The sequence below is a fragment of the Streptomyces rubiginosohelvolus genome (genome assembly GCF_014649875.1).
Classification (GTDB): Bacteria; Actinomycetota; Actinomycetes; order Streptomycetales; family Streptomycetaceae; genus Streptomyces; species Streptomyces rubiginosohelvolus.
The window spans coordinates 122239-148185 of record NZ_BMTW01000017.1; the positions used below are offsets into that span (position 1 = coordinate 122239).

Below are 25947 nucleotides of genomic sequence, written 5' to 3' on the forward strand. Positions count from 1 at the left end.
CTGGCCGGGATGCGGCGGCCCCGGTGGCGGCCCGTGGTGCTCAGCAGCAGCGGAAGCCCTCGCGGGGATCCGCCTCGCGGGCGTCCGTGCGGCTGCGTTCGAAGGCGCGGCGGGTCATCACGGGCGCGTCCGGATCGTGTGTCCTCGCGTGCGCCACATAGCGGTCGTACGTGGACTCGCCGGTCAGCTCACGGACGTACCAGCGGATCCGTCCGGCCACCCGTCGTACGTCCGCGACGGTCATGTCCGGCTCCCCGTCTCCGCCGGCTCCTTGCGGATGCCGCCCTCGGGTCCGACACCGGCGGCGACCAGTTCGGCCTTCTCCTCCTTGGTGGCGAACAGCGAGGCCGGGGCGACGAGCTTGGACTCGACGTACGGCGTCTCGTGGAGCTTGACGCTCTCCGGGTCGCGGATGGCCTTGTAGCAGACCCGGCCGGCGTCCACGAGCACCACGATGATGAGGAGCGCGAAGAGCGCGCTCAGCACCCCGTCGACCGTGGAGTTGGTGACGACGGTCCGCATGTCGTCCATGGACTTGGCCGGCGCCAGCACCTCGCCCGCGTCGATGCCCGCCTGGTACTTGTCGCGCTGGGCGAAGAAGCCGACCTTCACGTCCTCGGAGAAGATCTTCTGCCAGCTCGCGGTGAGTGTGACCGCCACGTCCCAGGCGAGCGGGACCGCGGTGACCCACGCCCACTTCAGCCGGCCGGACTTGACGAGCAGGGTGGTGCAGACGGCCAGCGCGACGGCGGCCAGCAGCTGGTTGGCGATACCGAAGAGCGGGAAGAGCTGGTTGATGCCGCCCAGCGGGTCGTGCACGCCGACCCAGAGGAAGTACCCCCAGCCGCCGACCACGACGGCGCTGGCGAACCAGACGCCCGGCTTCCAGCTGACCTCGCGGAACGGCTTGTAGGCGTTGCCCAGCATGTCCTGGAGCATGAAGCGCCCGACCCGGGTGCCGGCGTCCACCGTGGTGAGGATGAAGAGGGCCTCGAACATGATGGCGAAGTGGTACCAGAACGCCTTCATCGCCGTTCCGCCGACGACCGCGGAGAAGATCTCCGACATGCCGAGGGCGAACGTGGGCGCGCCACCGGTCCGGGAGAGCAGGCTCGCCTCTTCGACGTCCTTGGCGGCCTGGGCCAGGGCGTCCGGGGAGATGGTGAAGCCGAAGTTGGCGACGGCCTGCGAGGCGGACTGGACGCTGTCGCCGATCACACCGACGGGCGCGTTGATGGCGAAGTAGAGGCCGGGGTCGATGATGCAGGCGGCGATCATCGCCATGATCGCGACGAACGACTCGACCAGCATGGAGCCGTACCCGATCATCCGGATCTGGGTCTCCTTCTGGACCATCTTCGGCGTGGTGCCGGAGGAGACCAGGGAGTGGAAACCGGAGAGGGCGCCACAGGCGATGGTGATGAAGACGAACGGGAACATCGAGCCGGCGAAGACCGGGCCCGATCCGCTGGAGGCGAAGTCGGTGACCGCGGGCATCTTCAGGGTCGGCAGCGCGACGACCACGCCGAGGGCCAGCAGCCCGATCGTGCCGACCTTCATGAAGGTGGAGAGGTAGTCGCGCGGGGCCAGCAGCAGCCACACGGGGAGTACGGAGGCGAGGAACCCGTACGCGATCATCCAGATGACCAGCGTGCCCGGCTCCAGCGTGAAGAAGTCCGCCCACGAGGACTCGGCGACCCAGCCGCCCGAGACGATCGCGAGCAGCAGCAGCGCGACGCCTATGAAGGAGACCTCGCTGACCTTGCCGGGCCGCAGGACACGCAGATAGACGCCCATGAAGAGGGCGATCGGGATGGTCATGCCGATGGAGAAGACGCCCCACGGCGAGTGCGCGAGCGCGTTCACGATGACCAGCGCGAGGACCGCCAACAGGATGATCATGATGATGAAGACCGCGACCAGGGCGGCGATCCCGCCGACCGGGCCTATCTCGTCGCGCGCCATCTGACCGAGCGAACGGCCGTTGCGGCGGGTCGAGAAGAAGAGCGTCACCATGTCCTGCACGGCGCCGGCGAAGATGACGCCGACGACGAGCCAGATCGTGCCGGGCAGATACCCCATCTGCGCGGCGAGCACGGGTCCGACCAGCGGCCCCGCTCCGGCGATGGCGGCGAAGTGGTGGCCGAACAGCACCCGGCGGTCGGTGGGATGGAAGTCGACACCGTTGTCCAGCCGTTCGGCCGGGGTCGCACGGTTCTTGTCGGCCTTCAGGACCCGGTTGGCGATGAACCGGGAGTAGAAGCGGTACGCGATCGCATACGAACCGAGGGCCGCCGCCAGCATCCAGGCGGCCGAGACCTCTTCACCCCGCGAGAGCGCGAGGGCGGCCCAGCCGATGGCGCCGGCCAGGGCCACGAGGCTCCAGACGGCTATGGACTTCGGGGTCGGCCCTCGCCGCCCCGCTGCTGGTGGGGCAGGTGGTGCTGGTGTGGGCGATTCCGCCATGTTGTGCTCCGTCCCCTCGCTGATCACCGGTGCGATGGGCAGGAAATCTATGGGACGCGTCCGACCAGCGTCACCCCCTGTCCGCATTGCGGTCCGGCAACGGTGATGTGTCGCAACAGGACACGGGCGGCACGCCGGCCCGGTTCACTCGGCGAGGGACGCTCAGACCCAGCCCCGCCGGGCCGCCTCCGCACCCGCCTGGAACCTGCTGCGGACCTGCATCCGGGCCGTCAGCTCCGCGTTCATCCTGCGCACGGTGCGCAGCGACACCCCCAGGCGGCGTGCCGCGGTCGCGTCCGTGTGCCCCTTCGCCAGCAGCGACAGCAACTCGTCCTCCTGAGGGGTCAGCCCGTTGCCGTCCCGGGCGGGAGCGGAGCAGAGCGGGGTGGCGTTCACCCACAGCTGCTCGAACAGCATCCGGGCCACCGCGACCGCCCCCTTGCTGCGCAACTCCAGGGCGCCCGCCCGCCCGTCGTCGGGGTCCAGCGGCACGAGCGCGACCTCGCCGTCGACCACCACCATGACCAGCGGCAGCGTCGGCAGCGTCCGGTTCTCCGCACCGAGCGACCCCAGCCGGTTCACGTAGCGCAGGGTCGGCGGGTCGTTGCGGAAGCTGTCCTGGTAGATGCTGCGCAGCCGCACCCCGCGCTCCAGCGCCCGCCGGTCGAGAGGCCAGCTCGCCTCCAGCGTGTCCGGGGACTGCGCGCCGCCGGGCAGCAGCGAGAGGCACTCCGCCCGGGCCAGCTCGGCCAGTTCGGTCAGCCGCTCGCGTACCGCGCCGAGCCCCTCCAGCCGCTTGACGACGTCGAATCCGCCGCCGGCCCGCCGTCCCCGGTCCGTGGTGAGGACCGACATCGCGTCCCGGGCGACTTCGAGCCCTCGCTGCTGCCGTGCCAGTTCGGCCTCCCGGCGGGACAGGAGGAACGGCAGGCTGGCCGCCGGGTCCAGGGCCCGGAAGACCGGCTGGCCCTGCTCCGTGCCGTGGGGGGCGTCGTCCAGCAGACACAGCTCCGCCAACTGGTCCAGGGCCCGGCGCACATCGTCCTCGCTCCGCCCCAGCCGTGCCACGATCTCGTCGAGCCGCAGCTCCGGTTCCTCCAGGACGAGCCGGTAGACCAGCTCCGTCCGCGCGTCCAGCCCCAGTACCTCTAACATCCCTGGCTCCCCCGCAGATGTCACGCCGTCCCCGCACGCCGGTGCGGGACGCCCCTTCAGCACCGGGCGCGAGTGTAGGGGCGGTGCGTTGTGAAGGTATAGACCAGGTCCACGGGATGGATGGGCCCGGCGGGGCGTTCATGGCCGGAAAAGCCGAGTCCCGGCGGTGGCCGCACGGTGCCCCGAGCGCGGCGACGGATGGCCGCAAGGTGCCTGGCAGTTTGCTGCCGCCACCGCATCGTCGCAGGCAGTGGGCTTCGTGAGGCCGTTCCCGCGGCTGGCACCCTGCTGCCCCGCAGCTTTCGGCCACCCGGTAACCGTGGCCCCCGGCGCGGCGATGGCGACAGGATCTGGCCGTCACAAGTCATTCACACACCGCTATGTTCCGAGGAGTCTTCCCATGCGGGCGTTCCCTGTCCCTGCCCTCCGTCACGCGTCGGCCGTCGGCTCTCCCGCCCTCGGGGCGGCCCTGTGCGCCGCCTCGGCCCGGGACGGCTTCTCCTGGGGGTGACCCGGGGGAACGGGACGCCTCCGTGTTCCTGGTGACCGCGCTCCTCGTGCGCACCGGGCCCCCGCGCACCGACCGGTGGACAGCCCGCGACCTGGCCCGCTGGCTGCGCTCCCGCCACGTCCGGGCCGGGCCCCACACGCCCGGACCGGTCCATGTGTACGTCGTCGAGGGTCCGGACGGCACGGTCCGCGCCGCGCTGTACATGGAGAGCCCCGACCCCCTCCAGGCCGAACTGGCCGCGCTGGAGCACCTCCTGGCCGCCCTGTGCGCCGCCCGGCCCTCCTCCCTCGACTGGCGGCCCGCCGCACTCGGCGGCGTCTTCGCCCGCCCGGGCCCGCATCGATCCCCCGAACCGAAAGGACCGGACCCGCCATGCCACGGGAGCGCCCCTCCGTGTCAGTGATCATCCCCAACCACAACTACGAGAAGACCCTGCGGGCTTGCCTGGAGTCCGTCTACGCCCAGACCCTGCGCCCGCTGGACGTGGTCGTCGTGGACGACGCCAGCACCGACGGCTCCCGCGACATCGCCCGCACCTTCCCGTGCGTCCTGGTGGCCCGCCCGGAGAACGGCGGGGTCTCCGCCGCCCGCAACCTGGGCGTCGCCGCTTCCTCCGGGCACGTGCTGTTCTTCCTCGACTCCGACATCGCCCTGGCCCCCGACGCGATCGAGAACGCCGTCGACCTGCTCATGGACGATCCGGAGACCGGCTGCGTCCACGGCGTCCTCGACCCCGAACCGCTCTTCGACGACGGCCCGGTGGAGGTCTACCACTGCCTGCACGCGCACTTCTGGCGGCGCCGCAGCGCCGGAGTCGTCGGCACCGCCTTCTTCGCCCTGGCCGCGATCGAGCGCTCCGTCTTCGAGGCGACCGGACCCTTCGACGAGAACCTCCGCGACTCCGAGGACGTCGAGTACAGCGACCGCCTCGCCGCCACCCACCGCATCCGCCTCAGCGAACTGGTGACCGGCCGCCACGACGACGTGGACCGGCTGCTGCCGATGCTCGCCGAGCAGTACCGCCGCTCCCAGCTCCTCGTCCCCGTCGCCGCCGTGGAACGCCGGCGCGGCGGCGGACTGCGGGCCAACCGTACGGGCGGCGTGCTCGCCGCCGGACTGGTCCCGCTCACGCTCCCGCTCGCCCTGCTCACCCCCTGGCTCCTCGCGGTGCCGCTCGCCTGCGCCGCGGCCTTCGCCCTGGCGGACGTGGGCCTGTCCCGCTTCGTGGCCCGCCGCAAGGGGTGGCTCTTCCTGCTCCGCTTCACCGCGCTGCACTTCGCGGTGCACCTGGCCCTCGTGCTCGGCGCGGTGGCCGGTGGCGTGCGCTGGCTGGTGGACCCGGGCTTCGGCCCCTCGGCGCGGGGCCGCCGCGCCCGCAGCGACGATCCGGCCCCGGCGGCGGCACCGTGAGCGCCGGGCCGGACCAGGAGCCGGAAGCCGTACGGCCGAGGGGCGCGCTGCGCAAGGCCGTACGGTCCGGGGCCGCGTCGCCGGAAGCCGAAGCCGAAGCCGAAGCCGAAGCCGTACGGTCCGGGGGCCTGCCGCCGGAAGCCGGACCCCCGGCCGGGGCGGCGGCGAAGGCCGCGCCTGGTCCCTCCCGGTGGGCCCGGGTGCTGCGTCCCGCCGCCGCGCTTGTTCTTGTCGCGGCCACCTGCTTCGCCGTCGGCGGTTCGCTCCGCGCGGCCGGAACGGAGCTGGCCGACGCCGCCGGCCGGCCCGGGGGAGTGCTTCTGCTGAGCGCGGCCCTGGTCGCCAACGCCGCCGGACTCGTCCTGTCCATGCTCTCCTGGCGGGTCCTCGTCGTGGACGGCGGTTCCCCCGCCCGTACCAGCGACACCGCCCGCATCTTCTTCATCGGGGTCATCAGCAAGTTCGTCCCCGGCCGGATCTGGGGCGTCCTCGCCCACGTCCAGCTCGGCAAGGCCGTCGGCATCGCCCCCGAGCGGATGATCGCCGCCTTCGGACTCGGCCTCGTCATCGGGATGACCACCGGGGCCGCCGCCGGACTCCTCGTCGCCCCGGCCGTGTTCGGCACGGGAGCCTGGGTCTTCGCCCCGCTCGTGCTGGTCGCGGCGGCGGCCGTGGCCCGGCCCGGCTGGGTGGGCCGGCTCGTCGCGTGGACGATGCGGCTGGCCCGCCGCCCCGCCGGGGCCGCCGACAGCTCGCCCCGCGCCCTGCGGCTCTCCATCGGCTGGGCGTGCGCCTCCTGGGCGGTCTCCGGACTCCACCTGTGGGTCATCGCCGTCCTGCTGGGCGCCCCGCCGCTGCTCTCCCTGCCCGTCTGCGTCGGCGGCTTCGCCCTGGCCACCGTCGCCGGAAGCCTCGCCTTCGTCCTGCCCGACGGCTGGGGAGCGCGCGAGCTCGTCCTCCTCGCCCCCCTCGGCGCGGTCATGCCGCTCTCCGCGGCCACCGCCGCCGTCATCGCCAGCCGGCTCGTCTGCGTGCTCAGCGAGGTCGCCGCCACCGGCGCCGCCCTCGCCTGGGCCCGCGCCGCCGGACCCCTGCCCGCCCCCCGACCCGCGCTCCGGGAAGGAGCCGCATGACCTCCGACGCAACCCCCCTGCTCACCGTGGACGACTGCGAACGACTGTCGACGAGCCAGGTGCACGAGTTGTACCGGTCCCACGTCAACAAGAGCCAGGTCTCCCTGATGACCTCCTTCGGCTTCGGCCGCGAACTCGTCGACCACGCCGAAGGGTCCTGGATCCACACCCGGGACGGCCGCCGGATCCTCGACTTCACCGGCGGCGTCGGCGTCCTCAACCACGGCCACAACCACCCACGGATCCTCGCCGCCCGCCGCCGCTTCCAGGAACAGCGCCGGATGGAGGTCCACAAGACCTACTTCTCGCCCTACATCGCCGCCCTCGGCCACAACCTCGCCCGGCTTCTCCCCGGCGACCTGAACCTCTCGTTCTTCCCCAACTCGGGTGCCGAGGCCGTCGAGGGCGCGGTGAAACTCGCGTACAAGTACCACGGCGGCCGCCGGCAGCAGATCCTGCACGCCGACATCAGCTTCCACGGCAAGCTGCTCGGCTCCGGCAGTCTCACCGGCAGCGCCCAGAACGCCTTCGCCTTCCCCGGCATCCCCGGTGTCTCCGCCTTCCGGTACGGCGACCTCGACTCCGTGCGGCAGGCGGTCGCCGGGGCCCGCGACGCCAAGGGGCGCTGCGACGTCTACGCGATCCTCATCGAGCCCTTCTCGGCCTCCACCATGACCGAGTGCTCCGAGGAGTTCCTGCGCGGGCTGCGGGAGTTGTGCACCGCCGAGAAGATCGTGCTGATCTTCGACGAGATCTACACCGGGTGGGGCAAGACGGGCAGCCTCTTCCACTTCATGCGCTACCCGGACCTGGTCCCGGACGTCGTGACCACCTCGAAGTCCTTCGGCGGCGGCAAGTCCTCCGTCTCCGCCTTCGTCGCCCGCGAGCCCGTCTTCCGTACGGCCTACGACAGCCTCGGCGACGCCATGCTCCAGTCCACCAGCACCACCTACTACGGCTTCGGCGAGGAGACCGCCACCGCGCTGGAAGCCGTCAACATCGCGGTCGAGGACGACTACCCGGCCCGCGCCCGCGCCATCGAACGCGTCCTGAAGCCGGGCCTGGAGAGGCTGCGCAAGCAGTACCCCGACCTCATCGCCGACGTCCGGGGCGCCGGTGCGCTGTACGGGATCTTCCTCGACGGCGGCCCCCGCCTCCTGGACCTCGCCGCGAAGATCGCCCCCGGCGGCCTCGCCCGCGACCCGCTGCTGCGTACCAAGGTCATCACCTGCGCGGTCGTCAACGCGATGTACCACGACCACGACGTGTACATGTACTACACGCTCAACGGCCGCAGCCCCCTGGTGGCCGCGCCCTGCCTGGTCGCGGGCCCCGACGAGGTGGAGATCTTCCTCGACGCCTTCGACCGGACCCTGGCCAAGGGCATGAACCGGCTGCTCACCGCCTTCTTCAAGGACAAGGCGGTGTCCCGATGGGCGGCCTGACCATCGCCGTGACCGGCGCCGCCGGCATGCTCGGTTCCCACCTCGTCGCCCGGCTCGCCGCCGACGGCCATGACGTCGTCGGGATCGACCTGCGCGAGGACCCCCACCCGCCCGCCGGCGCCCGGCACGTCGTCGCCGACATCCGCGACGGGGCCGCGCTCGCCCGCGCCTTCGACGGAGCCCACGCGCTGGTGCACTGTGCCGCCGCCCTGCCCTCCTACCCCGTCGACCAGATCCGCTCGATCACCGTCGACGGCACCCGGACCGTCCTGACCGCCGCGCACCGGGCTCGTGTCGAACGGGTCGTGCACATCTCCTCCACCGCCGTCTACGGACTGCCGAAGCGGGTCCCCACCCCGGAGGACCACCCCCGCGAGCCCGTCGACCCGTACAGCAGCGCCAAGGCCGAGGCCGAGGAGGTCTGCGAGGAGTTCCGGGGGCGCGGGATGTGCCTGCCGGTCCTGCGCCCCAAGACCTTCCTCGGACCCGGCCGGATGGGCCTCTTCTCGATGCTCTTCGAATGGGCCGAGGAACGGCGCAACTTCCCCGTCCTGGGCCGGGGCGACGTCCGCATCCAGATGTTCGGCATGGCCGACCTGGTCGACGCCGTGGTGCTCGCCCTGCACGCCCCGCCCGAGGTCGCGAACGACGTCTACAACCTGGGCGCCGCCGAGTTCGGCACCCTGCGCGAGGACTTCCAGGCCGTACTGGACGCGGCCGGGCACGGCAAGCGCGTGGTCCCGCTGCCGGCAGCACCGGCACTCGCGGTCCTGCGCGCACTGGAGCGCACCAAGCTCTCCCCGGTCTACGGGCGGCTGCTGTTCAAGCTCCTCGACGACAGCTACGTGGACATCGCCCGGGCCACCGAACGGCTCGGTTTCCGTCCCGCGCTCTCCAACCAGGACGCCATCCTCTCCACCTACGCGTGGTGGCGCACCCAGCGGCGGGGCGGCGCCCCCGCTCCCGGAGCCGGCCGGACCAGCCGGGACCCGTGGCGCCAAGGGGCGCTCGGCCTGGCCAAGGTCTTCTTCTGATCCCCTGGAGCCCTGCCGTGGACATCACCCGGTCGTCCCCCGCGCCCCTGCGCGTGGTGGCAGTCCCGCCCGAACCCGAACCCGCCGACCTCACGGCTCTGACCGAGCCCGCCGACCTCACCGCGCTGCCCCAGCCCGCCCCCGACCGGCCGTCGACGGCCGCCGCCCCCACCGCCGTACCGGAGGAACGCCGCCGCAGCCGTCCCCGTGACCTGCTCGCGCTGGTGCGCCCCGGCCAGTGGGTGAAGAACCTGGCCGTCGTCCCGCTCGCACTCCTCGACACCCATCCCTGGGGGGCCGCCGACCTCCTGCGCACCGGCTGGGCGATCCTCGGTTTCACCCTCGCCTCCGCCGTCGTCTACGTCGTCAACGACCTCGCCGACCGGGAGCGGGACCGCCTGCACCCGGTCAAGCGCCACCGTCCGATCGCCTCCGGCCGCGTCTCCCCGGCCGCCGCCACCGTCCTGGCCGGGCTTCTCGCCCTGTCGCTGACCGGCTGGGCGGTGGCCGGTCCCGCCTGGCAGTGGTGGCCCACCGCCCTCTACCTGGCGCTGAGCCTCGCGTACTCCCAGGGGCTCAAGCACGTACCGCTGGTGGACGCGTTCATCGTGGCGACCGGCTTCGTCCTCCGGCTCCTCCAGGGGGCGCTGCTCATCGGAGGCCGGCTCTCCGAATGGCTGGCGCTCTGCGTCTTCTCGCTCTGCCTGATGCTGTCCCTCGGCAAACGGCGGCACGAGATGACGGCGGTCGGCCGAGCCCACCGCCCCGCCCTGCGCGGCTACACGGTCGCCTTCCTCGACCACCTGGTCGTCCTGGTCGCCGTGCTGACCGCCGTCAGTTACGTCCTCTACCTCCGCGACGACGCGGCCCTCGCCGCCGGTGCCTCCTTCGTCATCCTGCTCTCCGCCCCTTGCGCCGTCTTCGGCCTCGCCCGCTACCTCCAGCTCCTCCTGGTCGAGGAGGGCGGCGGCAACCCCGTCCACGTCCTCTTCCGGGACCGCGCGACCCTCGTCAACGCCGGCCTGTGGGCGGTCCTCGTCGCCCTCGCCCTCCTCACGCATCCCTCCGGCTGACCGTCTCCGTCCGGCCCGCCCGTCCGCCCCTCCGACCGCCCGAAGGCGTCCCATGAACCGGAAGCACCCCCTCGTCTCCGTCGTCATCCCCAACTACAACTACGGCCGCGCCCTGGAACTCTGCCTGCGCGCCGCCCTCGCCCAGACCTACGAGCCCCTGGAGGTGCTGCTCGTCGACGACTGCTCCACCGACGACTCCGTCGCCGTCGCCGAGGCCTGCGGGGTCCGGGTGATCAGCACCGGTGTCAACAGCGGTGTCGCCACCACCCGCAACACGGGGGCGGCCCACGCCCGGGGCGAGATCGTCGTGTTCGTCGACTCCGACGTGGCGATGGAACCGGACGCGATCGCCAACGCCGTCGCCCTGCTCGACTCCGACCCCCGCATCGGCGCGGTCTGCGGCACCTACGACGCCGAACCCCTCATCCGCGACAGCCTGATCGAGGAGTACCGCTGCCTGCACCAGTTCTACTGGCTGGCCGAGACCGAGGGCCGCATCGGCACCCTGCACACCGCGATCTGCGCCATGCCCGCCCGGGTCTTCGCCGAGATCGGCCCCTTCAACCCCCGGCTGCGCCACACCGAGGACGGCGACTACGCCGCCCGCATCTGCCGGAGTTACGAGGTCCACAGCTCCACCGCCGTCCGGGGCCGGCACGACCACGACGACACCTGGCGGGTCGTCCTGCGCAAGGTCTTCCACCGCACCCGGCTGCACATCCCGCTGTACGTGCGCCGGGGCGACCTCCCCGGCGGTATCGCCACCGGCCCCCGGGCCGGGGCCAGCATCGCGGCCCTGCTCGCCCTGATCACCCTGCCGCTCGGCCTGATCGCCGCGCCCTGGCTGCTCGTCCCGGCCGCCCTGCTCGCCCTCACCCTGCTCGCGGACACCGCCCTGTACCGATTCGTGCTGCGCCGCCGGGGCCCCCTGTTCGCCGCCTACTTCGCCTTCGCGCACACCGTCGTCAACGCCGTCATCGCGGCGGGCGCGGGCGTCGGCGCCCTCCAGTGGCTGGCCTCGCGCCGCTTCCGGCGCCTGTACGAGCCGGGCGCGCACCTCGCCGCGGTACGGGCCACGCCGTGACGGGGACCCTGGCGGCGGACAGCGCCGCCCCCACGGAGGCGGACGCGGCCGACGCGGGCACACCGGCCGAACGGGAGGAGCGAGTCCGCCGGTGGCCCGGCCGGCTGCTGCTCGCCGTCGCCGTGCTGTGGGCCCTGTTCGTCGCCGCCCGCGCGCTCCTCAGCGGCCGGTGGTGGGCGTGGAACGGACTCGGTCTCGCCCCGCCCGTCTTCCATCTCCTCCTCCCGCTCGTCCTGTTGATCCCGGCCGCGCTGATCCGCCACCGGCGGCGGGCGGCCGTGGGCGTCGTCCTGGCCTCGCTCCTGCTGGGCTCCTGGCAGACCGGGCTGCACCCCGGGGCGCTGCTGCGCGGACAGCCGGCCGTACCCCCGGATGCCCTGAAGGTGGTCAACTGGAACACCTTCTTCTGGGACCAGGACAGTGACACCGACGCCTTCTACGCCTATCTGAAGTCCCACTCCGCCGACGTCTACCTCCTGCAGGAGTACCAGAACGCCCGGGGCGACGAACCCGCCCCGATCGATGATCTGGCCCGGATCCGCAGGGAGTTCCCCGGCTTCCACATCGCCACCGAGGGGGAGTTCCTCACCCTGTCCCGCTTCCCGATCACCTCGGTGCGGGCGCTGCGGCCCGACGGCCTCGCCCCGCCCGACACCTCCTGGGCCGACTACTGGAACATCCGCGTCCTGCGCACCGACATCGACGTGGACGGCGAGACCCTGTCCCTCTACAACACGCACCTGCCCGATCTGCTGAACGTCGACCGCAACCCCCTGACCGCCGCCTACCACCGCTCCGTACGGCAGCTCTCCGACCGCCGCGACCGCCACTTCCGGGCCCTGCGCGACGACCTCGACGCCAACGAGAACCCGGTGGTCCTCGCCGGGGACCTCAACGTGCTGCCGGGCACCGGTGACCTGCGCTGGTTCGACGGGCTGCGGGACGCCGCCGACGCCGGGGACTCGGTGTACCCGGCGACGTTCCCGGTGAGCGGCCCGGCCCTCTGGCGGCTCGACTGGGCGTTCGTGTCGCCCCGCGTCGACCTGCACCGGCAGTCCGTCCAGGACCCGCCCGCCGCGCTCTCCACCCACCGGCTGATCGAGCTGGACCTCTCCCTGCCCGCCTCCGGGGCCACCACCGCCCCGGCCACCGAGAAGGACCGGTCATGACCCGGCGCTCCGCGCGCTCGCCCCGCTTCGACGCGACGATCGTGCTCACCTACTACCTCCCGTACACCAGCGGGCTCACCGAAGTGGCGCGCACGGTCGCCGAAGGGCTGGCCGCGCGGGGCCGCCGGGTCGCCGTCGTCGCCTGCCGCCACGAGCCCGGGCACCCCGCACGGGAGACCGTGAACGGCGTGGAGGTGTTCCGCGCCCCGGTCGTCGCCCGCATCGGACGCGGCGTGGTCAGCCCGGGGTTCGCTCCGCTCGCCGGACGGATCGCCCGCGCCTCCCGGGTCGTCAACCTCCATCTGCCGATGCTGGAGGCCGGGATCGTCGCCAGGCTCGCCGGAGACACCCCGGTCGTCGCCACCCACCACGACGACGTCTGGCTGGCCGGCGGCGTGCTCGCCCCGCTCCAGGTCAAGGTGGTCGACGCCTCGGTGGCCGGGGCGCTGCGCCGCTCGGCCGCCGTCGTCGTCAACAACGTGGACCATGCGGAGCATTCACGCCACTGGCCCCTCATGCGGGAGCGCCGTCTGCTCTCCATCGCCCCGCCCTGCCGGGAGCGCGAGCCCGCGCCCGCCGCCTTCCGCGAGACGGCGGGCCCGCACGTCGGTTTCCTCGGCCGGATCGCCCCGGAGAAGGGGCTGCACCACCTGGTCGACGCCTTCCGGACCTTTCCGGACCCCGAGGCCCGGCTGCTCATCGCGGGGGACTACTCCAAGGTCGCCGGCGGCAGTGTCGTCGGGGCGCTGCGCACCCGGGCCGGGGACGACCCCCGCATCCGCTTCACCGGTTTCCTCCACGACGACCAGGTGGCGGGGTTCTACGCCTCGCTGGACGCCTTCGCCCTCCCGTCCGTCGCCGAGGAGTCCTTCGGTATCTCGCAGGCGGAGGCGATGATGCTCGGCGTCCCCTCGGTCGCGAGCGACGCCCCGGGGATGCGCGTCCCGGTGACGGAGACGGGTTTCGGCCGTCTCTTCCCGCCCGGCGACGCCCACGCCCTGGCTGCGGCCCTGCGCGAGGTGGCCGCCTACCCGCCGGAGCGCCGCGCCGCGGGCGGTCGCGACGCCCGCGCCCGGTACGGGACGGACCACTGCCTGGACGCCTACGACGCCCTGTTCCGGGAGGCCGGGGCACGGCGGGGCGTCCGGGGAGCCCCCGCGTGATGACGGCCGTCGCCCTCGGCGGGTCCCTGGCGAACGCGGCTGCGGGGGAACCGGGCCCGCCGCTGTGGGCCGCGCTGGCCTGGGCCGGGTTCCTCGCCGCCCACCTCGCCCTCAACGGCCGCTGGTGGTTCTGGCTGCTGCCCTCGTTGCTGCCGCCGCCCCTCTTCGTCGCGGTGCCCGCCCTGCTCCTGGTGCTCGCCGGGGTGACGGGAGACCTCGCGGCCGGAGCGGTGGCCGCCGCGGCTCTGCTGCTGGGGGCCCGGCAGTCCGGTCTGGTGCCCGCCGCACTGGTACGGGGAACGCGCCGCCCACCGCCGGACGGGGCCGTGCGCATCGTCTCCTGGAACACCCAGCACTGGTGCCAGAGCACCGACCCCGACCCGTTCTACGCCTTCCTGCGCGAGCTCGACGCCGACGTCTACCTCCTCCAGGAGTACCACCACGACCGGTTCAACGGCACCTACCGGCTGATCGACGACGAGCGGCGGCTGCGCGCCGCCTTCCCCGATCACGAGGCCGTCATCGCCCGCGGCCTGATCACCCTGTCCCGCCTTCCGGTCGCCGCGACCGTCGAGACGGCCGCCCGCCGGACCCTGCGGGTGGATCTGGAGATGCCCGGCGACGGTCGGATTCTCGCCACGTTCAATGTCCACATCCCGGTACAGCTGCGGCTGATCAGCCCGTTGCGCGCAGACTTCTACCGCGCGGTCCGCTCCCGGGCCGCCGACCGGCGGCAGGAGTACCGGGGACTCCTCGCGGACGTCGCCGACTGCCCCCATCCGGCCCTGATCGCCGGGGACTTCAACACCACCGCCGCGATCGGGGACGCCCGCCGCATCGCCCGCCTGGGCGCCGATGCCGTCGCCCTGACCGGGAAGGTCTGCCCCGTCTCCTGGCAGGCCCGCCCGGGCCTGCGCTGGTGGCGGCTGGACTGGGTGCTCAGCACACCGGGCGCCCGCGTCCACAGCTACCGCTTCCGCGATCCGCGCGGACTGTCCGACCACTGCGTCCAGGAGGTGTCCGTGTCGCTCGCCGAACCGGACGAACGGCCCCCGGCCGGCCTCCGTGTCCACCACCACGACGAAGGAACCCACCATGCGTTACCGCTACCTCGGCAAGACCGGCCTGCGGGTCAGTGAACTCTGCCTGGGCGCCATGACGTTCGGCCGGGAGGCCGACGAGACCACCAGCCACGCCCTGCTGGACCGCTTCACCGAGGCGGGCGGCACCTTCGTGGACACCGCCGACATCTACTCCGCCGGAGCCTCCGAGGAGATCCTCGGCCGCTGGCTGAAGAGACAGCGCCGCGACGACGTGGTGATCGCCACCAAGGTCCGGTACGGCACCGGGGAAGGCCAGAACGACCGCGGCCTGGGCCGCAACCACCTGATGGCCGGGGTCGAGTCGAGCCTGCGCCGGCTGGGTACCGACCACATCGACCTCTACCAGGTGCACGCCTGGGACCCCGGCACCCCGCTGGAGGAGACCCTCGCGACGCTGGACGCCCTGGTCACCTCCGGCAAGGTTCGCTACATCGGGGCCAGCAACTTCTCCGGCTGGCAGCTCCAGAAGGCCGTCGACCTCAGCCGTGCGAACGGCTGGGAGCCCTTCACCGCCCTCCAGCCGCTCTACAACCTGCTGGACCGCTCCGCCGAGTGGGAACTGCTGGAGGTCAGCCGCAACGAGGGCCTAGGCGTCATCCCGTGGAGCCCGCTGCGCGGCGGCTGGCTGAGCGGAGCGATCCGGCGCGGCACGCAACGGCCGCCCACGGGCACCCGCGTGGAGACCGCCGAGCGGCTCGGCTGGGGCGAGTCCTGGAGCGCGTACGAGGGCGACGAGCGCACCTGGCGGGTGCTGGACGCCGTGCACGAGGTCGCGGGACGCACGGGCCTGGCGGTGCCGGTGCTGGCCCTCGCCTGGCTGCTCGGCCGGCCCGGCGTCACCGCGCCCATCGTGGGCGCGCGCACCCTGGAGCAGCTGGAGACCAACCTGGGCGCCGCGGACCTGGACCTGGACCCGGCCGACGCGGACCTGCTCACCGCGGCGAGCGACCAGGCGCTCCCGTACCCGTACAGCGTGATCGAGATGGACCCCGAACTGCGCTGACGCTCCTCGCGTGACCGAAAACGGGCGGTGGCCCGGGGAGCCGATCCCCGGGCCACCGCCCTGTGTCCGTCGCGCCGGCGCCTGCGGCTCTCAGTCCGTCGGGCGCTTGAGGCGCGCCACGAACTTGTAGCGGTCGCCCCGGTACACCGAGCGCACCCACTCCACCGGTTCGCCCTGGCCGTCCACCGAATGGCGGGACAGCATCAGCATCGGCAGGCCCACGTCCGTGCCCAGCAGCCCGGCTTCCCGGGGCGTGGCGAGCGAGGTCTCGATGGTCTCCTCCGCCTCGGCGAGACGGACGTCGTACACCTCGGCGAGCGCGGTGTAGAGCGACGTGTACTTCACCAGCGAACGGCGCAGCGCCGGGAAGCGTTTGGCCGAAAGGTGCGTGGTCTCGATCGCCATCGGCTCGCCGCTGGCGAGCCGCAGCCGCTCGATCCGCAGCACCCGGCCGCCCGTCGAGATGTCCAGCAGACCGGCGAGCGTGTCGTCCGCCGTGACGTAGCCGATGTCCAGCAGTTGGGACGTCGGCTCCAGCCCCTGGGCACGCATGTCCTCGGTGTACGAGGTGAGCTGGAGGGCCTGGGAGACCTTCGGCTTGGCGACGAAGGTGCCCTTGCCCTGGATGCGCTCCAGCCGTCCCTCGACGACCAGTTCCTGGAGCGCCTGGCGCACGGTGGTGCGCGAGGTGTCGAACTCGGCGGCCAGGGTGCGTTCGGGCGGCACCGGGGTGCCCGGCGGCAGGGTGTCCGTCATATCGAGGAGATGCCGCTTGAGCCGGTAGTACTTCGGCACGCGCGCCGTGCGCGTACCGGTACCGGTCTCGCTCCCCGTACTGCCCCCGTCGGCACTCATGGCCCGCCTTCCCGACGCTTGCGTTACTGCCGTCACCGGCTCCTCCGACTGTCGCGGCTCACATGGTGGCACGGTCCGGTCACGGGTCGTCGCCCTCCCTTAGGTGTCGGTCCTATAACGGACGCGAGTGCACTTCTTATACACCCTTGACACCCCTAAAGGTCTAGGCCAAGCTCCCGGTACTGGTCTAAACCATTAAAGACCAGGTCCAGCCCCAGCAGAACTCGTCGAATGTCTTCGCGGTGGGTGGGGTTGCAGCATCCCTGAGGAGGGTTTGACGTGAAGCGCAAGCTCATCGCGGCGATCGGTGTCGCGGGCATGTTGGTTTCGGTCGCAGCGTGTGGTTCGGATGACAAGAATTCGTCCGCCGACCCCAAGGACCGCAAGGAAACCCTGACCGTCTGGCTCATGGGCGAGGCCCAGTCCACCTGGCCGGAGCTGGTCAAGGACGTCAACGCCGAGTTCAACAAGAAGTACCCGGGTGTCACCGTAAAGGTTCAGTACCAGCAGTGGGCCGACAAGGTCAAGAAGCTGGACACCTCCCTCGGTGGCGACAAATTCCCGGATGTCGTCGAACTCGGCAACACCGAGACCATGCAGTACATCCTCAATGGTGCGCTCGGAGAAATCGACCCCAAGAAGTACGAGAACTCGGACACCTGGATCAAGGGTCTGAAGGACACGTGCTCCTTCGAGGGCAAGACCTACTGCGTTCCGTACTACGCGAGCGCCCGTCTCGCCGTGTACAACAAGGACATGCTGAAGGCCGGCACCGGCAGCGACGCCCTCCCGCAGACCGAGGACGAGTTCCTCGCCGCGATGGACAAGGTCGACGCCGAGCTGGGCAAGAAGGACAAGCGCGCCTCCTCCCTCTACTTCCCGGGCCGTTACTGGTACGCCGCGATGTCCTACGTCGCCGCCTTCGGTGGCCAGATAGCCACGTACGACGAGGGCAGCAAGGAGTGGAAGGCCGCGCTCTCCACCCCCGAGGCGCAGAAGGGCCTGCAGCACTTCGTCGACCTGGTCAAGAAGTACAACAAGGCCGACGTGACGAAGGACGAGCAGGACCACGCCAACGTCATGGCCAACGAGAAGGCCGCCGTGATCTACGGCCAGGCCTGGGAGGCCGGCAGCGTCACCACCGGCGAGAACGGCAACCCGAAGCTCGAGGGCAAGATCGCCACGGCCGGTATGCCCGGCCCCGAGGGCAAGGCCCTCCCGTCCTTCATCGGCGGCTCGGACCTCGCGACCATCTCCAAGTCCAAGGTCCAGGACCTCGGCGAGGAGTGGATCTCCCTCTTCACCAACGCGAAGTCCATGGAGGTCCTCGCGTCGAAGAACATCCTCCCCAACAACGAGAAGCAGCTTGAGCCGCTGAAGCAGAAGCCGGAGACCGCCGCCATCGCCAACGCGGTGCCGGACGCCTGGTTCACGCCGATCGCGCCGGGCTGGGCCTCCGTGGAGAAGGAGGAGATCCTCCAGAACATGCTCCTGGAGATCGTCAAGGGTGCCTCCGTCGCCGACGCCAGCAAGAAGGCCGACGAGAAGATCAACGAGCTGATCAACAAGGAATCCTGACCTTCCGATCGCCAGGCGGGGGCCCGGCACCTGTGCCGGGCCCCCGCTCCTTTCCCGCAAGTGCATGCCGTGAATTCCGGGGTTCGCCCCGGACCCGCGATGGAAGGTCAGCCACGTGTCTGCCGCTGATACCAAGGCCGCCGGGCCGCCGGTCCCCGTACCACCCGTCCCGCAGGTGACCGGAAAGTCGCCGCACGACGACGCGCCCCGGGTGCAGAAGAGGAAGCGGAAGAAGGGCGAACTGCTCCCCTACTTCCTCATCCTCCCGGCGATCGTGGCGATCGCCGCCGTCTACCTCTACCCCCTCGGCAAGACGGTAGTCATGTCCTTCCAGGACATGGGCCGCCGCGAGCTGTGGTCCGGTGAGCCGGCCCCCTGGGTCGGCTTCGAGCAGTTCACGAACATCCTCGGCGACTCCGAGTTCTGGTGGGTCACCTTCCGCACGATCGTCTTCATGGCCATCTGCGTGGTGCTCACCATGGGGATCGGGCTGCTGGTCGCCCTGCTCATGCGCAGGCTCTCCACCTGGGTCCGGCTGGTGCTCACCGCCTGCCTCATCGCCGCCTGGTCCATGCCGCTGATGGTCGCCGCCTCGATCTTCCGGTTCATGGCCGACTCCGACTACGGCCTGATCAACACCCTGATCGCCAAGGTCGCCGGCGAGGACTGGCTCGGACACAACTGGTACCTCAACCCGATCCAGGGCTTCGGCATCATCACGCTGCTGGTCGTCTGGGGCGCCATCCCGTTCGTCGTCGTCACCCTGTACGCCGCCCTCACCCAGGTCCCCAAGGAACTGGAGGAGGCCGCCGCCCTCGACGGTGCCAGTGCCTACGGCATCTACAAGTTCGTCACCTGGCCGGTCATCAAGCCGGTCTTCACCATGGTCGCCACCCTCTCGGTGATCTGGGACTTCAACGTCTTCGGCCAGATCTGGCTGCTGCGCGGCAACAAGCCCGAGCCGGAGTACGAGACCCTCGGCCTCTACTCCTACTCCAAGGCGTTCGAGTCCACCTCCTTCAGCCAGGGCACCGCGATCGCCCTGATCACGGTGCTGCTGCTGTCCGGCGTGGCCGTGTACTACCTGCGCCAGCTCATGAAGACGGGAGAGGTCGAATGAGCAGCACGACCCAGACGACACAGGCGCTGCGGCCCGACCGCAAGAAGAGCCGGCTCCACCTCGACATCATCGGCCTCGGTATCGCCCTGGTCATGGTCTTCCCGGTCTACTGGCTGGTCATCAGTGCCCTGCGGCCCAACCGGGAGATCCGCAGCTACGACCAGACGCTCTGGCCCACGTCGATCACCTTCGACAACTTCGTCCGGGCCACCGAGCAGCCGAACTTCGGCACCGCCATCCAGTCCAGCCTGATCGTCGCCGTCACCGCCGTGGTCGGCGGCATGATCATCGCGACGCTGGCGGCCCTGGCGATCGGCCGGTTCCGGTTCTTCGGCCGCAAGGCCCTGGTCCTGATCATGATCCTGGTCCAGATGCTGCCGCCGACGGCGATGCTCATCCCCATCTACGCCCAGCTCAACGCGATGGGCGGGATCGACGAGTACTGGGGACTGATCGTCGTCTACCTCGTCTCCACGCTGCCCTTCGCCACCATCATGATCCGCGGCTTCGTCGTGAACATCCCGGTGGAGCTGGAGGAGTCCGCGATGGTGGACGGCTGCACCCGCTTCCAGGCCTTCCGCCGGGTGATCTTCCCGCTGCTCGCCCCCGGGCTCGCCGCCGCGTCGATCTTCGCCCTGGTGAACGCGTGGAACGAGTACCTCTTCGCGTACATCCTGATCAACGACAACTCCAAGTACACGCTGAACGTCTGGCTGATGACGTTCACGACCGAGCGCGGAACGGACTACGGCGCCCTCATGGCCGCATCGACCATGATCGCCATCCCCGTCGTCGTGTTCTTCATGATCATCCAGAAGAAGATGGCCACCGGCCTCACTTCCGGCGCCGTGAAGGGATAGTGCGGGCCCATGACCACCCTCGTCTCCACCACGGACACGGTGACGCGCGACGCGCTCGCCGTGCTCCAGCCCGGATTCACCGGAACCACCGCACCGGACTGGCTGCTGCGCCGCGTCGGTGAGGGCCTCGCCTCCGTGGGCCTGTTCGGCCGCAACATCACCTCGCCCGAGCAGCTCACCGCGCTCACCGCGCGGCTGCGCGCCGAGCGGGACGACGTCCTCGTCGCCATCGACGAGGAGGGCGGCGACGTGACCCGCCTGGAGGTCACGCACGGCTCCTCGTTCCCCGGCAACTTCGCGCTCGGCTCGGTGGACGACGTCCACCTCACCCGGGCCGTGGCCCAGGAACTCGGCCGCCGGCTCGCCGAGTGCGGCGTCAACCTCAACTGGGCGCCGTCCGCCGACGTCAACTCCAACCCGGGCAACCCGGTCATCGGCGTACGCTCCTTCGGCGCCGACACCCGGCTGGCCGCCCGGCACACCGCCGCGTACATCGAGGGGCTCCAGGCCGCCGGCGTCGCCGCCTGCACCAAGCACTTCCCCGGACACGGTGACACCGCGGTCGACTCGCACCTCGCGATGCCCCGCATCGATGTGGACCTCGACACCTTGCACGCCCGTGAGCTGGTGCCCTTCCGGGCGGCCATCGCCGCGGGTTCCAAATCGGTGATGAGCGCGCATATCCTGCTTCCCGCACTCGATCCTGACCGCCCGGCGACCCTGAGCCCGCAGATCCTCACCGGTCTGCTGCGCCAGGAGCTGGGCTACGACGGCCTGATCGTCACGGACGCCGTGGAGATGGACGCCATCGCCGGTGCGTACGGCATCGAGCGCGGGTCCGTCCTCGCCCTCGCGGCGGGCGCCGACGCCATCTGTGTGGGCGGCGGCCTGGCCGACGAGGAGACGGTGCTGCGGCTGCGCGACGCCCTCGTCGCGGCCGTGCGCAGCGGGGAACTGACCGAGGAGCGGCTCGCCGACGCGGCCGCCCGTGTACGAGCCCTGGCGTCCTGGACGCAGAGGGTTCGGGGGGACATCCGGGAGTCGGGCGCGGCAGTGCAGGAGGGGACCGCGCCCGGCACCGGAGTCAGCTCCGACATAGGTCTGATCGCCGCCCGCCGCGCGGTCCGGGTGACCGGCTCCGGCGACCGGCTGACCGAGGCGGCGTACGTGGCCTCGTTCGGCGCGGAGGCGAACATCGCGGTCGGCGACGAGACCCCGTGGGGCATCGCCGCCGAGCTGGAGCGGATCCTGCCCGGCACCGGCACGGACACCTACACCGCCGGGACCACCGCTGTGGTGGACGCGATCCTGGCGGCGGCGGGGGAGCGGCGCATCGTCGCCGTGGTCCGCGACGAGCACCGGCACGCCTGGATGGGCGCGGCGCTCGACGCCCTGCTGGCGGCCCGCCCGGACACGGTCGTGGTCGAGATGGGCCTGCCCCAGTCGGACCCCCGGGGCGCGCTGTACATAGCCACCCACGGCGCGGCAAGGGTCTGCGGAGTGGCAGCGGCGGAAGCACTGACCGGCACGAAGACCTGACAGGCCAGCCAGATCAAGCCCGTCCGGCGATTGAGGACAAAGCCTCCCGCCGGACGGGCTGCACCATTTCCTCACCGAACACCGAACACCGCACGGCAAAGGGCCGGGACACCACAACGGCGTCCCGGCCCTCCGCCGTAACGGGGCGAGGGGCGAAGCCCTACAGCCCCTGCCACCCCGGCTTCGCCGCATACGTGGCCCGGAAGTAGTCCGCCAGCTTCAGCTTCGACGCCGCCGCCTCGTCCACCACCACCGTCGCGTGCGGGTGCAGCTGGAGCGCCGACGCGGGCACGATCGAGGCGACCGGCCCCTCCACGGTCTGGGCGACGGCCTCCGCCTTGCCCTCGCCGGTGGCGAGCAGGATCGGGTGCCGGGCGTCCAGGATCGTCCCGATGCCCTGCGTGATCACGTGGTGCGGCACCTGCTCGATGTCGTCGTCGAAGAAGCGCGCGTTGTCCACCCGGGTCTGCTCGGTCAGCGTCTTGATCCGGGTGCGCGAGGCGAGCGAGGAGCACGGCTCGTTGAAGCCGATGTGCCCGTCCGTGCCGATGCCCAGCAGCTGGAGGTCGACGCCGCCCGCCTCCGCCAGCGCCCGGTCGTACGCCTCGCAGGCCGCCTGGACGTCCTCGGCCGCGCCGTCGGGACCCATGAAGGAGGCCTCGGAGAGCCCGAGCGGCTCGACGACCTCGCGCAGCACCACGGAGCGGTACGACTCCGGGTGGCCCGCGGGCAGCCCGACGTACTCGTCGAGCTGGCAGATCCGGGCGCGCGACGCGTCGACCGCGCCGGAGGCGACCTTCGACGCGAGCGCGCGGTAGATGGGCAGCGGGGTCGAGCCGGTGGCAACGCCGAGCAGGGCGTCGGGCTTGCGGCGGAGCAGCGCGGCGATGGCCTCCGCGATCAGTTCGCCGCCTGCCGTGGCGTCCGGGACGATGACAACTTCCACGCTGTGCCTGCCGATCTGACTAGAGGTGGAGGTGGTATAGACCAATCAAACTCCAATTTAGCAGAATCGGGCAGCCGTACGGAGAGGAGTCCACACACCGGCGGCCCGCATCCCCGCCCGCCCCGGCCCGCTGGCGGCCCACGGGATTGCCTGGTCGACTTGTCCGGTACGGCGACACCGCAGCCGACAGCGCAGGGAGGCCCCCACATGTCCGCCACCTTCCCGGTCGACCCGGGCGGCCGGGGCGAGGAGCCCGGCCGCATCATGTCCGGCGAGATGGCCGAGCAGCCCGCGATGCTGCGCCGCATCCTCGACCGGGGCGCGCCCCGCATCCGCGAGGTCGCCGCCGAGATCGCCGCCCGGAAGCCCCGCTTCGTCCTGCTCACCGCGCGCGGCACTTCCGACAACGCGGCGCTCTACGCCAAGTACCTGCTGGAGATCCGCCTCGGCCTGCCCTGCGGCCTCGCCTCGATGTCCACCACGACGGCGTACGGGGCCAAGCCGGATCTGCGGGACGTCCTCGTGATCACCGTCAGCCAGTCGGGCGGCTCACCGGACCTGGTGGCCTCGACGCAGGCGGCCCGGGACGCCGGAGCCGTCACCCTCGCCGTCACCAACAACCCGGACTCCGCGCTCGCCGCCGTGTCCGAGTACCACATCGACATCCTGGCGGGCCCGGAGAAGGCGCTCCCGGCCACCAAGACGTACACCGCCTCCCTGCTCTCCCTGTACCTCTTCGTGGAGGGCCTGGGCGGCCACGACGGCACCGAGGCCGCCGGGGGCCTGCCCGACCTCGCGGGCGCGATCCTGGGCCGCCGGGCCGAGGTGAAGGCGCTGGCCTCCCGCTACCGCTTCGCCGAGCGCATGGTGATCACCTCGCGCGGCTACGGCTATCCGACGGCCAAGGAAGCCGCCCTGAAGCTCATGGAGACCAGCTACATCCCCGCTCTCTCCTACTCCGGCGCGGATCTGCTGCACGGTCCGCTGGCGATGGTCGACAACATCTCCCCGGTGATCGCCGTGGTCACCGACGGCCGGGGCGGCGAGGCCCTCCAGCCGGTGCTGGACCGGCTGCGTGGCCGCGGTGCGGATCTCTTCGTCGTCGGCCCCAAGGCTCAGGTGGAGGCGGCGTCGGCCGGCTTCTCGCTGCCCACGGCGGGCGTCCCGGAGGAGTTGCAGCCGATCCTGGAGATCCTGCCGCTGCAGATGCTGGCGTACGAGGTGACGATCGCCCGGGGCCAGGACCCGGACGCGCCCCGCGCCCTGGCGAAGGTCACGGAGACCCGCTGAGGGCTGAGGCGGTACGGCCCCGAAAACACCCGCGGGCCGCGGCGCCGGGATGGGACCCTCAGCCCAACCGGCACCGCAGCCCGGAGCTACCTGGCCGGCGGTGTGCGGTGCCCCCGGCCACTGGAGGCACCGGCGCGGTCAGGGCAGAGAGCGCCGGGTCCTCGGTCCACTCTCCTGTGCGGGGAGAGCGGAGGTCTTGATGAACATTGTGGACTAGACCAATACTCGTGTCCATCCGTGTGCACGACATTCTCGGGCCGACCGCCGCCCCTGTCCATCGTCGTACCTTCCTACACCTGCACGGCTCATCGGCCCCAGCGGTTCGAACGCCTTCGGTGACCCCAGGTACGCTCCACACGTGCCCTCCATGAACGACCTCGTCCGCCAGCACACCGCTCTGAGCGACACCGACCTCGAGTGGCTCCATCTGCTGGTCTCGGAGTGGCAGCTGCTCTCCGACCTGTCCTTCGCCGACCTCGTGCTGTGGGTGCCCACCCGCGACGGCACGCGGTACGTCTCCGTCGCCCAGATGCGCCCCAACACCGGGCCCACCTCCTACCAGGACGACATGGTCGGCCACCTGGTCCCGCGCGGCCGCCGCCCGCTGCTCGACGCGGCCCTGGACGAGGGCCGGATCGTGCGCGAGGGCGACCCGGAGTGGCGCGAGGAGGTGCCCGTACGGGTCGAGTCCATCCCCGTACGCCGTGACGGGCGGGTGCTCGGCGTCATCGCCCGCAACACCAACCTGCTCACCGTGCGCACCCCCTCCCGGCTGGAGCTCACCTACCTCCAGTCCGCGTCCGACCTGGCCCAGATGATCGCCGCCGGGTCCTTCCCCTTCCCCGGCCAGCAGGTCGACATGGACGCCTCCCCGCGCGTGGGCGACGGGCTGATCCGGCTCGACGCCGACGGGATCGTCCAGTACGCCAGCCCCAACGGCCTCTCCGCCTACCACCGTCTCGGCCTCGCCTCCGACCTGGTCGGCCACCACCTCGGTACCGTCACCGCCGAACTGGCCCCGTCGCGGGGGCCGGTGGACGAGGCCCTGGTCAAGGTGGCGAGCGGTTACGCGCCCCGCGAGTTCGAGGTGGAGTGCGCGGGCGGGGTGATCCAGCTGCGGGCCATCCCGCTCAAGCCCAAGGGCGTCCGGATCGGCTCCCTGGTCCTCCTGAGGGACGTCACCGAACTGCGGCGTCGCGAGCGCGAATTGATCACCAAGGACGCGACCATCCGGGAGATCCACCACCGGGTGAAGAACAACCTCCAGACGGTGGCCGCCCTCTTGCGCCTCCAGTCCCGCCGGATGGACTCCGAGCAGGGCCGTGAGGCCCTCAACGAGGCGGTCCGGCGCGTCGGTTCGATCGCCATCGTCCATGAGACGCTGTCCCAGAATCTGGACGAGCGGGTCGAGTTCGACGAGATCGCCGACCGGGTCATCGCGATGGTGTCGGAGATCTCCCCGGGCAAGGTGACCTGCCGGCGCACCGGACGCTTCGGCATCCTCGACGCCGAGGTCGCCACCCCGCTCTCCATGGTGCTGACCGAGGTGCTGCAGAACGCCCTGGAGCACGCCTTCGCCGTGGCCGACCACGGGACGGTCGAGGTCTCCGCCGTGCGCGGCGGGTCGCCCACCGAGGGGCGGTTGCTGATCACCGTCACCGACGACGGGCGCGGCCTGCCCGAGGGGTTCGACCCGAAGCAGGCAGGCAACCTCGGGCTCCAGATCGTACGGACGCTGGTGGAGGGGGAGTTGGGCGGGACGTTCGGCATGGTCCCGGCCCCCGAGCGCGGCACCCAGGTGGTGCTGGACCTCCCGGTGCAGGGTCTCAAGTAGCGGGGCAGTCCCGGGCAACCGGGCGCACACAGCAGAGCGGGCCCGGACCGTGGTGACGGTCCGGGCCCGCTCCGTGATGCTCACGTTGCGATGCGCTTCGGGGTACTGCGCGCTGCGACTCGAAGGCGGGGCTGTGCGTACGCTCTGTACGCGCCGCCGGGCTGAGGCTTGGTGCG

22 protein-coding genes are annotated in these 25947 nt (G+C 71.6%); 17 read left to right on the forward strand and 5 right to left on the reverse strand.

Going from position 1 to position 25947, the window contains the following annotated elements:
• Positions 1–40: 40 nt before the first annotated feature.
• From IE134_RS29085 to IE134_RS29095, 3 genes are all read right to left on the reverse strand, one after another.
• Positions 41–244, reverse strand: a complete 204-nt coding sequence (locus IE134_RS29085) for a YbdD/YjiX family protein (RefSeq protein WP_010061528.1) — start codon at positions 242–244, stop codon at positions 41–43.
• Complete coding sequence (locus tag IE134_RS29090; protein WP_030716644.1) at positions 241–2466, reverse strand: carbon starvation CstA family protein; 2226 nt, start codon at positions 2464–2466, stop codon at positions 241–243. Before IE134_RS29090 ends, IE134_RS29085 begins: the two co-directional genes overlap by 4 nt.
• A gap of 162 nt (positions 2467–2628) precedes the next feature.
• Entirely contained in the window at positions 2629–3621 is a 993-nt protein-coding gene (locus IE134_RS29095; protein ID WP_098018070.1) for a helix-turn-helix transcriptional regulator, read from the reverse strand.
• 533 nt (positions 3622–4154) lie between these two features.
• On the opposite strand from IE134_RS29095, the gene IE134_RS29100 reads away from it, so the two are divergent.
• From IE134_RS29100 to IE134_RS29150, 11 genes are read left to right on the forward strand one after another with little or no spacing between them, the layout of a single operon-like run.
• Positions 4155–4535, forward strand: a complete 381-nt coding sequence (locus tag IE134_RS29100; protein ID WP_030716641.1) for a hypothetical protein — start codon at positions 4155–4157, stop codon at positions 4533–4535.
• Complete coding sequence (locus tag IE134_RS29105) at positions 4532–5542, forward strand: glycosyltransferase family 2 protein (protein ID WP_229823762.1); 1011 nt, start codon at positions 4532–4534, stop codon at positions 5540–5542. Before IE134_RS29100 ends, IE134_RS29105 begins: the two co-directional genes overlap by 4 nt.
• Positions 5539–6675, forward strand: coding sequence for a lysylphosphatidylglycerol synthase domain-containing protein (locus IE134_RS29110; protein WP_229823759.1), 1137 nt, complete (start codon positions 5539–5541; stop codon positions 6673–6675). Before IE134_RS29105 ends, IE134_RS29110 begins: the two co-directional genes overlap by 4 nt.
• Positions 6672–8120: an aspartate aminotransferase family protein gene (locus IE134_RS29115; protein WP_030716636.1), complete on the forward strand. Its 1449-nt coding sequence runs from the start codon at positions 6672–6674 to the stop codon at positions 8118–8120. Before IE134_RS29110 ends, IE134_RS29115 begins: the two co-directional genes overlap by 4 nt.
• The gene (locus IE134_RS29120; protein WP_030716634.1) at positions 8108–9154 is read left to right on the forward strand and encodes an NAD-dependent epimerase/dehydratase family protein; all 1047 of its coding nucleotides are present in this window, start codon (positions 8108–8110) and stop codon (positions 9152–9154) included. The genes IE134_RS29115 and IE134_RS29120 overlap by 13 nt, the downstream gene beginning before the upstream one ends.
• A 17-nt stretch (positions 9155–9171) precedes the next feature.
• Positions 9172–10227: a UbiA prenyltransferase family protein gene (locus IE134_RS29125; protein ID WP_189432177.1), complete on the forward strand. Its 1056-nt coding sequence runs from the start codon at positions 9172–9174 to the stop codon at positions 10225–10227.
• Positions 10228–10279: 52 nt separating this feature from the next.
• Complete coding sequence (locus IE134_RS29130) at positions 10280–11311, forward strand: glycosyltransferase family 2 protein (protein WP_030716630.1); 1032 nt, start codon at positions 10280–10282, stop codon at positions 11309–11311.
• Positions 11308–12480: an endonuclease/exonuclease/phosphatase family protein gene (locus IE134_RS29135; RefSeq protein WP_098018059.1), complete on the forward strand. Its 1173-nt coding sequence runs from the start codon at positions 11308–11310 to the stop codon at positions 12478–12480. The genes IE134_RS29130 and IE134_RS29135 overlap by 4 nt, the downstream gene beginning before the upstream one ends.
• Positions 12477–13643, forward strand: a complete 1167-nt coding sequence (locus IE134_RS29140; protein WP_189432178.1) for a glycosyltransferase family 4 protein — start codon at positions 12477–12479, stop codon at positions 13641–13643. The genes IE134_RS29135 and IE134_RS29140 overlap by 4 nt, the downstream gene beginning before the upstream one ends.
• Entirely contained in the window at positions 13643–14782 is a 1140-nt protein-coding gene (locus IE134_RS29145; RefSeq protein WP_098895215.1) for an endonuclease/exonuclease/phosphatase family protein, read from the forward strand. The genes IE134_RS29140 and IE134_RS29145 overlap by 1 nt, the downstream gene beginning before the upstream one ends.
• The gene (locus IE134_RS29150; protein WP_030716615.1) at positions 14739–15749 is read left to right on the forward strand and encodes an aldo/keto reductase; all 1011 of its coding nucleotides are present in this window, start codon (positions 14739–14741) and stop codon (positions 15747–15749) included. Before IE134_RS29145 ends, IE134_RS29150 begins: the two co-directional genes overlap by 44 nt.
• Before the next feature lie 90 nt (positions 15750–15839).
• Here IE134_RS29150 and IE134_RS29155 read toward each other — a convergent pair whose 3' ends face one another.
• Complete coding sequence (locus tag IE134_RS29155) at positions 15840–16604, reverse strand: GntR family transcriptional regulator (RefSeq protein ID WP_006127478.1); 765 nt, start codon at positions 16602–16604, stop codon at positions 15840–15842.
• Between the two features lie 279 nt (positions 16605–16883).
• On the opposite strand from IE134_RS29155, the gene IE134_RS29160 reads away from it, so the two are divergent.
• The 4 genes from IE134_RS29160 (at position 16884) to IE134_RS29175 (ending at position 21701) form a co-directional block, all read left to right on the forward strand.
• The gene (locus tag IE134_RS29160) at positions 16884–18182 is read left to right on the forward strand and encodes a sugar ABC transporter substrate-binding protein (protein WP_010061526.1); all 1299 of its coding nucleotides are present in this window, start codon (positions 16884–16886) and stop codon (positions 18180–18182) included.
• A 115-nt stretch (positions 18183–18297) separates the two neighbouring features.
• Entirely contained in the window at positions 18298–19302 is a 1005-nt protein-coding gene (locus IE134_RS29165) for a carbohydrate ABC transporter permease (protein WP_030716612.1), read from the forward strand.
• On the forward strand, positions 19299–20162 hold the full coding sequence (locus IE134_RS29170; RefSeq protein WP_030716609.1) for a carbohydrate ABC transporter permease: 864 nt from the start codon (positions 19299–19301) through the stop codon (positions 20160–20162). Before IE134_RS29165 ends, IE134_RS29170 begins: the two co-directional genes overlap by 4 nt.
• Positions 20163–20171: 9 nt before the next feature.
• Positions 20172–21701 (forward strand): glycoside hydrolase family 3 protein, encoded by a 1530-nt coding sequence (locus tag IE134_RS29175; RefSeq protein WP_030716606.1) that lies wholly within the window; start codon positions 20172–20174, stop codon positions 21699–21701.
• Between the two features lie 160 nt (positions 21702–21861).
• On the opposite strand, the gene nagB is transcribed toward IE134_RS29175, so the two are convergent.
• A complete protein-coding gene (nagB, locus tag IE134_RS29180) occupies positions 21862–22647 on the reverse strand; it encodes a glucosamine-6-phosphate deaminase (protein WP_006127483.1) in 786 nt (261 codons plus the stop codon).
• Positions 22648–22854: 207 nt separating this feature from the next.
• Between nagB and IE134_RS29185 the strand changes: the two genes are divergently transcribed.
• Positions 22855–23937: an SIS domain-containing protein gene (locus IE134_RS29185; RefSeq protein ID WP_030716604.1), complete on the forward strand. Its 1083-nt coding sequence runs from the start codon at positions 22855–22857 to the stop codon at positions 23935–23937.
• 367 nt (positions 23938–24304) lie between these two features.
• Positions 24305–25771 (forward strand): sensor histidine kinase, encoded by a 1467-nt coding sequence (locus IE134_RS29190; RefSeq protein WP_030716602.1) that lies wholly within the window; start codon positions 24305–24307, stop codon positions 25769–25771.
• The last annotated feature ends 176 nt before the right edge of the window (positions 25772–25947 follow it).

Excerpts from the sequence above, each read along its gene's own strand:
- IE134_RS29085 (WP_010061528.1), bottom strand. The coding sequence starts at position 244 with ATGACCGTCGCGGACGTACGACGGGTGGCCGGACGGATCCGCTGGTAC.
- IE134_RS29090 (WP_030716644.1), bottom strand. The coding sequence starts at position 2,466 with ATGGCGGAATCGCCCACACCAGCACCACCTGCCCCACCAGCAGCGGGG.
- IE134_RS29095 (WP_098018070.1), bottom strand. The coding sequence starts at position 3,621 with ATGTTAGAGGTACTGGGGCTGGACGCGCGGACGGAGCTGGTCTACCGG.
- IE134_RS29115 (WP_030716636.1), top strand. The coding sequence starts at position 6,672 with ATGACCTCCGACGCAACCCCCCTGCTCACCGTGGACGACTGCGAACGA.
- IE134_RS29120 (WP_030716634.1), top strand. The coding sequence starts at position 8,108 with ATGGGCGGCCTGACCATCGCCGTGACCGGCGCCGCCGGCATGCTCGGT.
- IE134_RS29130 (WP_030716630.1), top strand. The coding sequence starts at position 10,280 with ATGAACCGGAAGCACCCCCTCGTCTCCGTCGTCATCCCCAACTACAAC.
- IE134_RS29140 (WP_189432178.1), top strand. The coding sequence starts at position 12,477 with ATGACCCGGCGCTCCGCGCGCTCGCCCCGCTTCGACGCGACGATCGTG.
- IE134_RS29145 (WP_098895215.1), top strand. The coding sequence starts at position 13,643 with ATGACGGCCGTCGCCCTCGGCGGGTCCCTGGCGAACGCGGCTGCGGGG.
- IE134_RS29150 (WP_030716615.1), top strand. The coding sequence starts at position 14,739 with ATGCGTTACCGCTACCTCGGCAAGACCGGCCTGCGGGTCAGTGAACTC.
- IE134_RS29155 (WP_006127478.1), bottom strand. The coding sequence starts at position 16,604 with ATGAGTGCCGACGGGGGCAGTACGGGGAGCGAGACCGGTACCGGTACG.
- IE134_RS29170 (WP_030716609.1), top strand. The coding sequence starts at position 19,299 with ATGAGCAGCACGACCCAGACGACACAGGCGCTGCGGCCCGACCGCAAG.
- IE134_RS29175 (WP_030716606.1), top strand. The coding sequence starts at position 20,172 with ATGACCACCCTCGTCTCCACCACGGACACGGTGACGCGCGACGCGCTC.
- IE134_RS29185 (WP_030716604.1), top strand. The coding sequence starts at position 22,855 with ATGTCCGCCACCTTCCCGGTCGACCCGGGCGGCCGGGGCGAGGAGCCC.
- IE134_RS29190 (WP_030716602.1), top strand. The coding sequence starts at position 24,305 with ATGAACGACCTCGTCCGCCAGCACACCGCTCTGAGCGACACCGACCTC.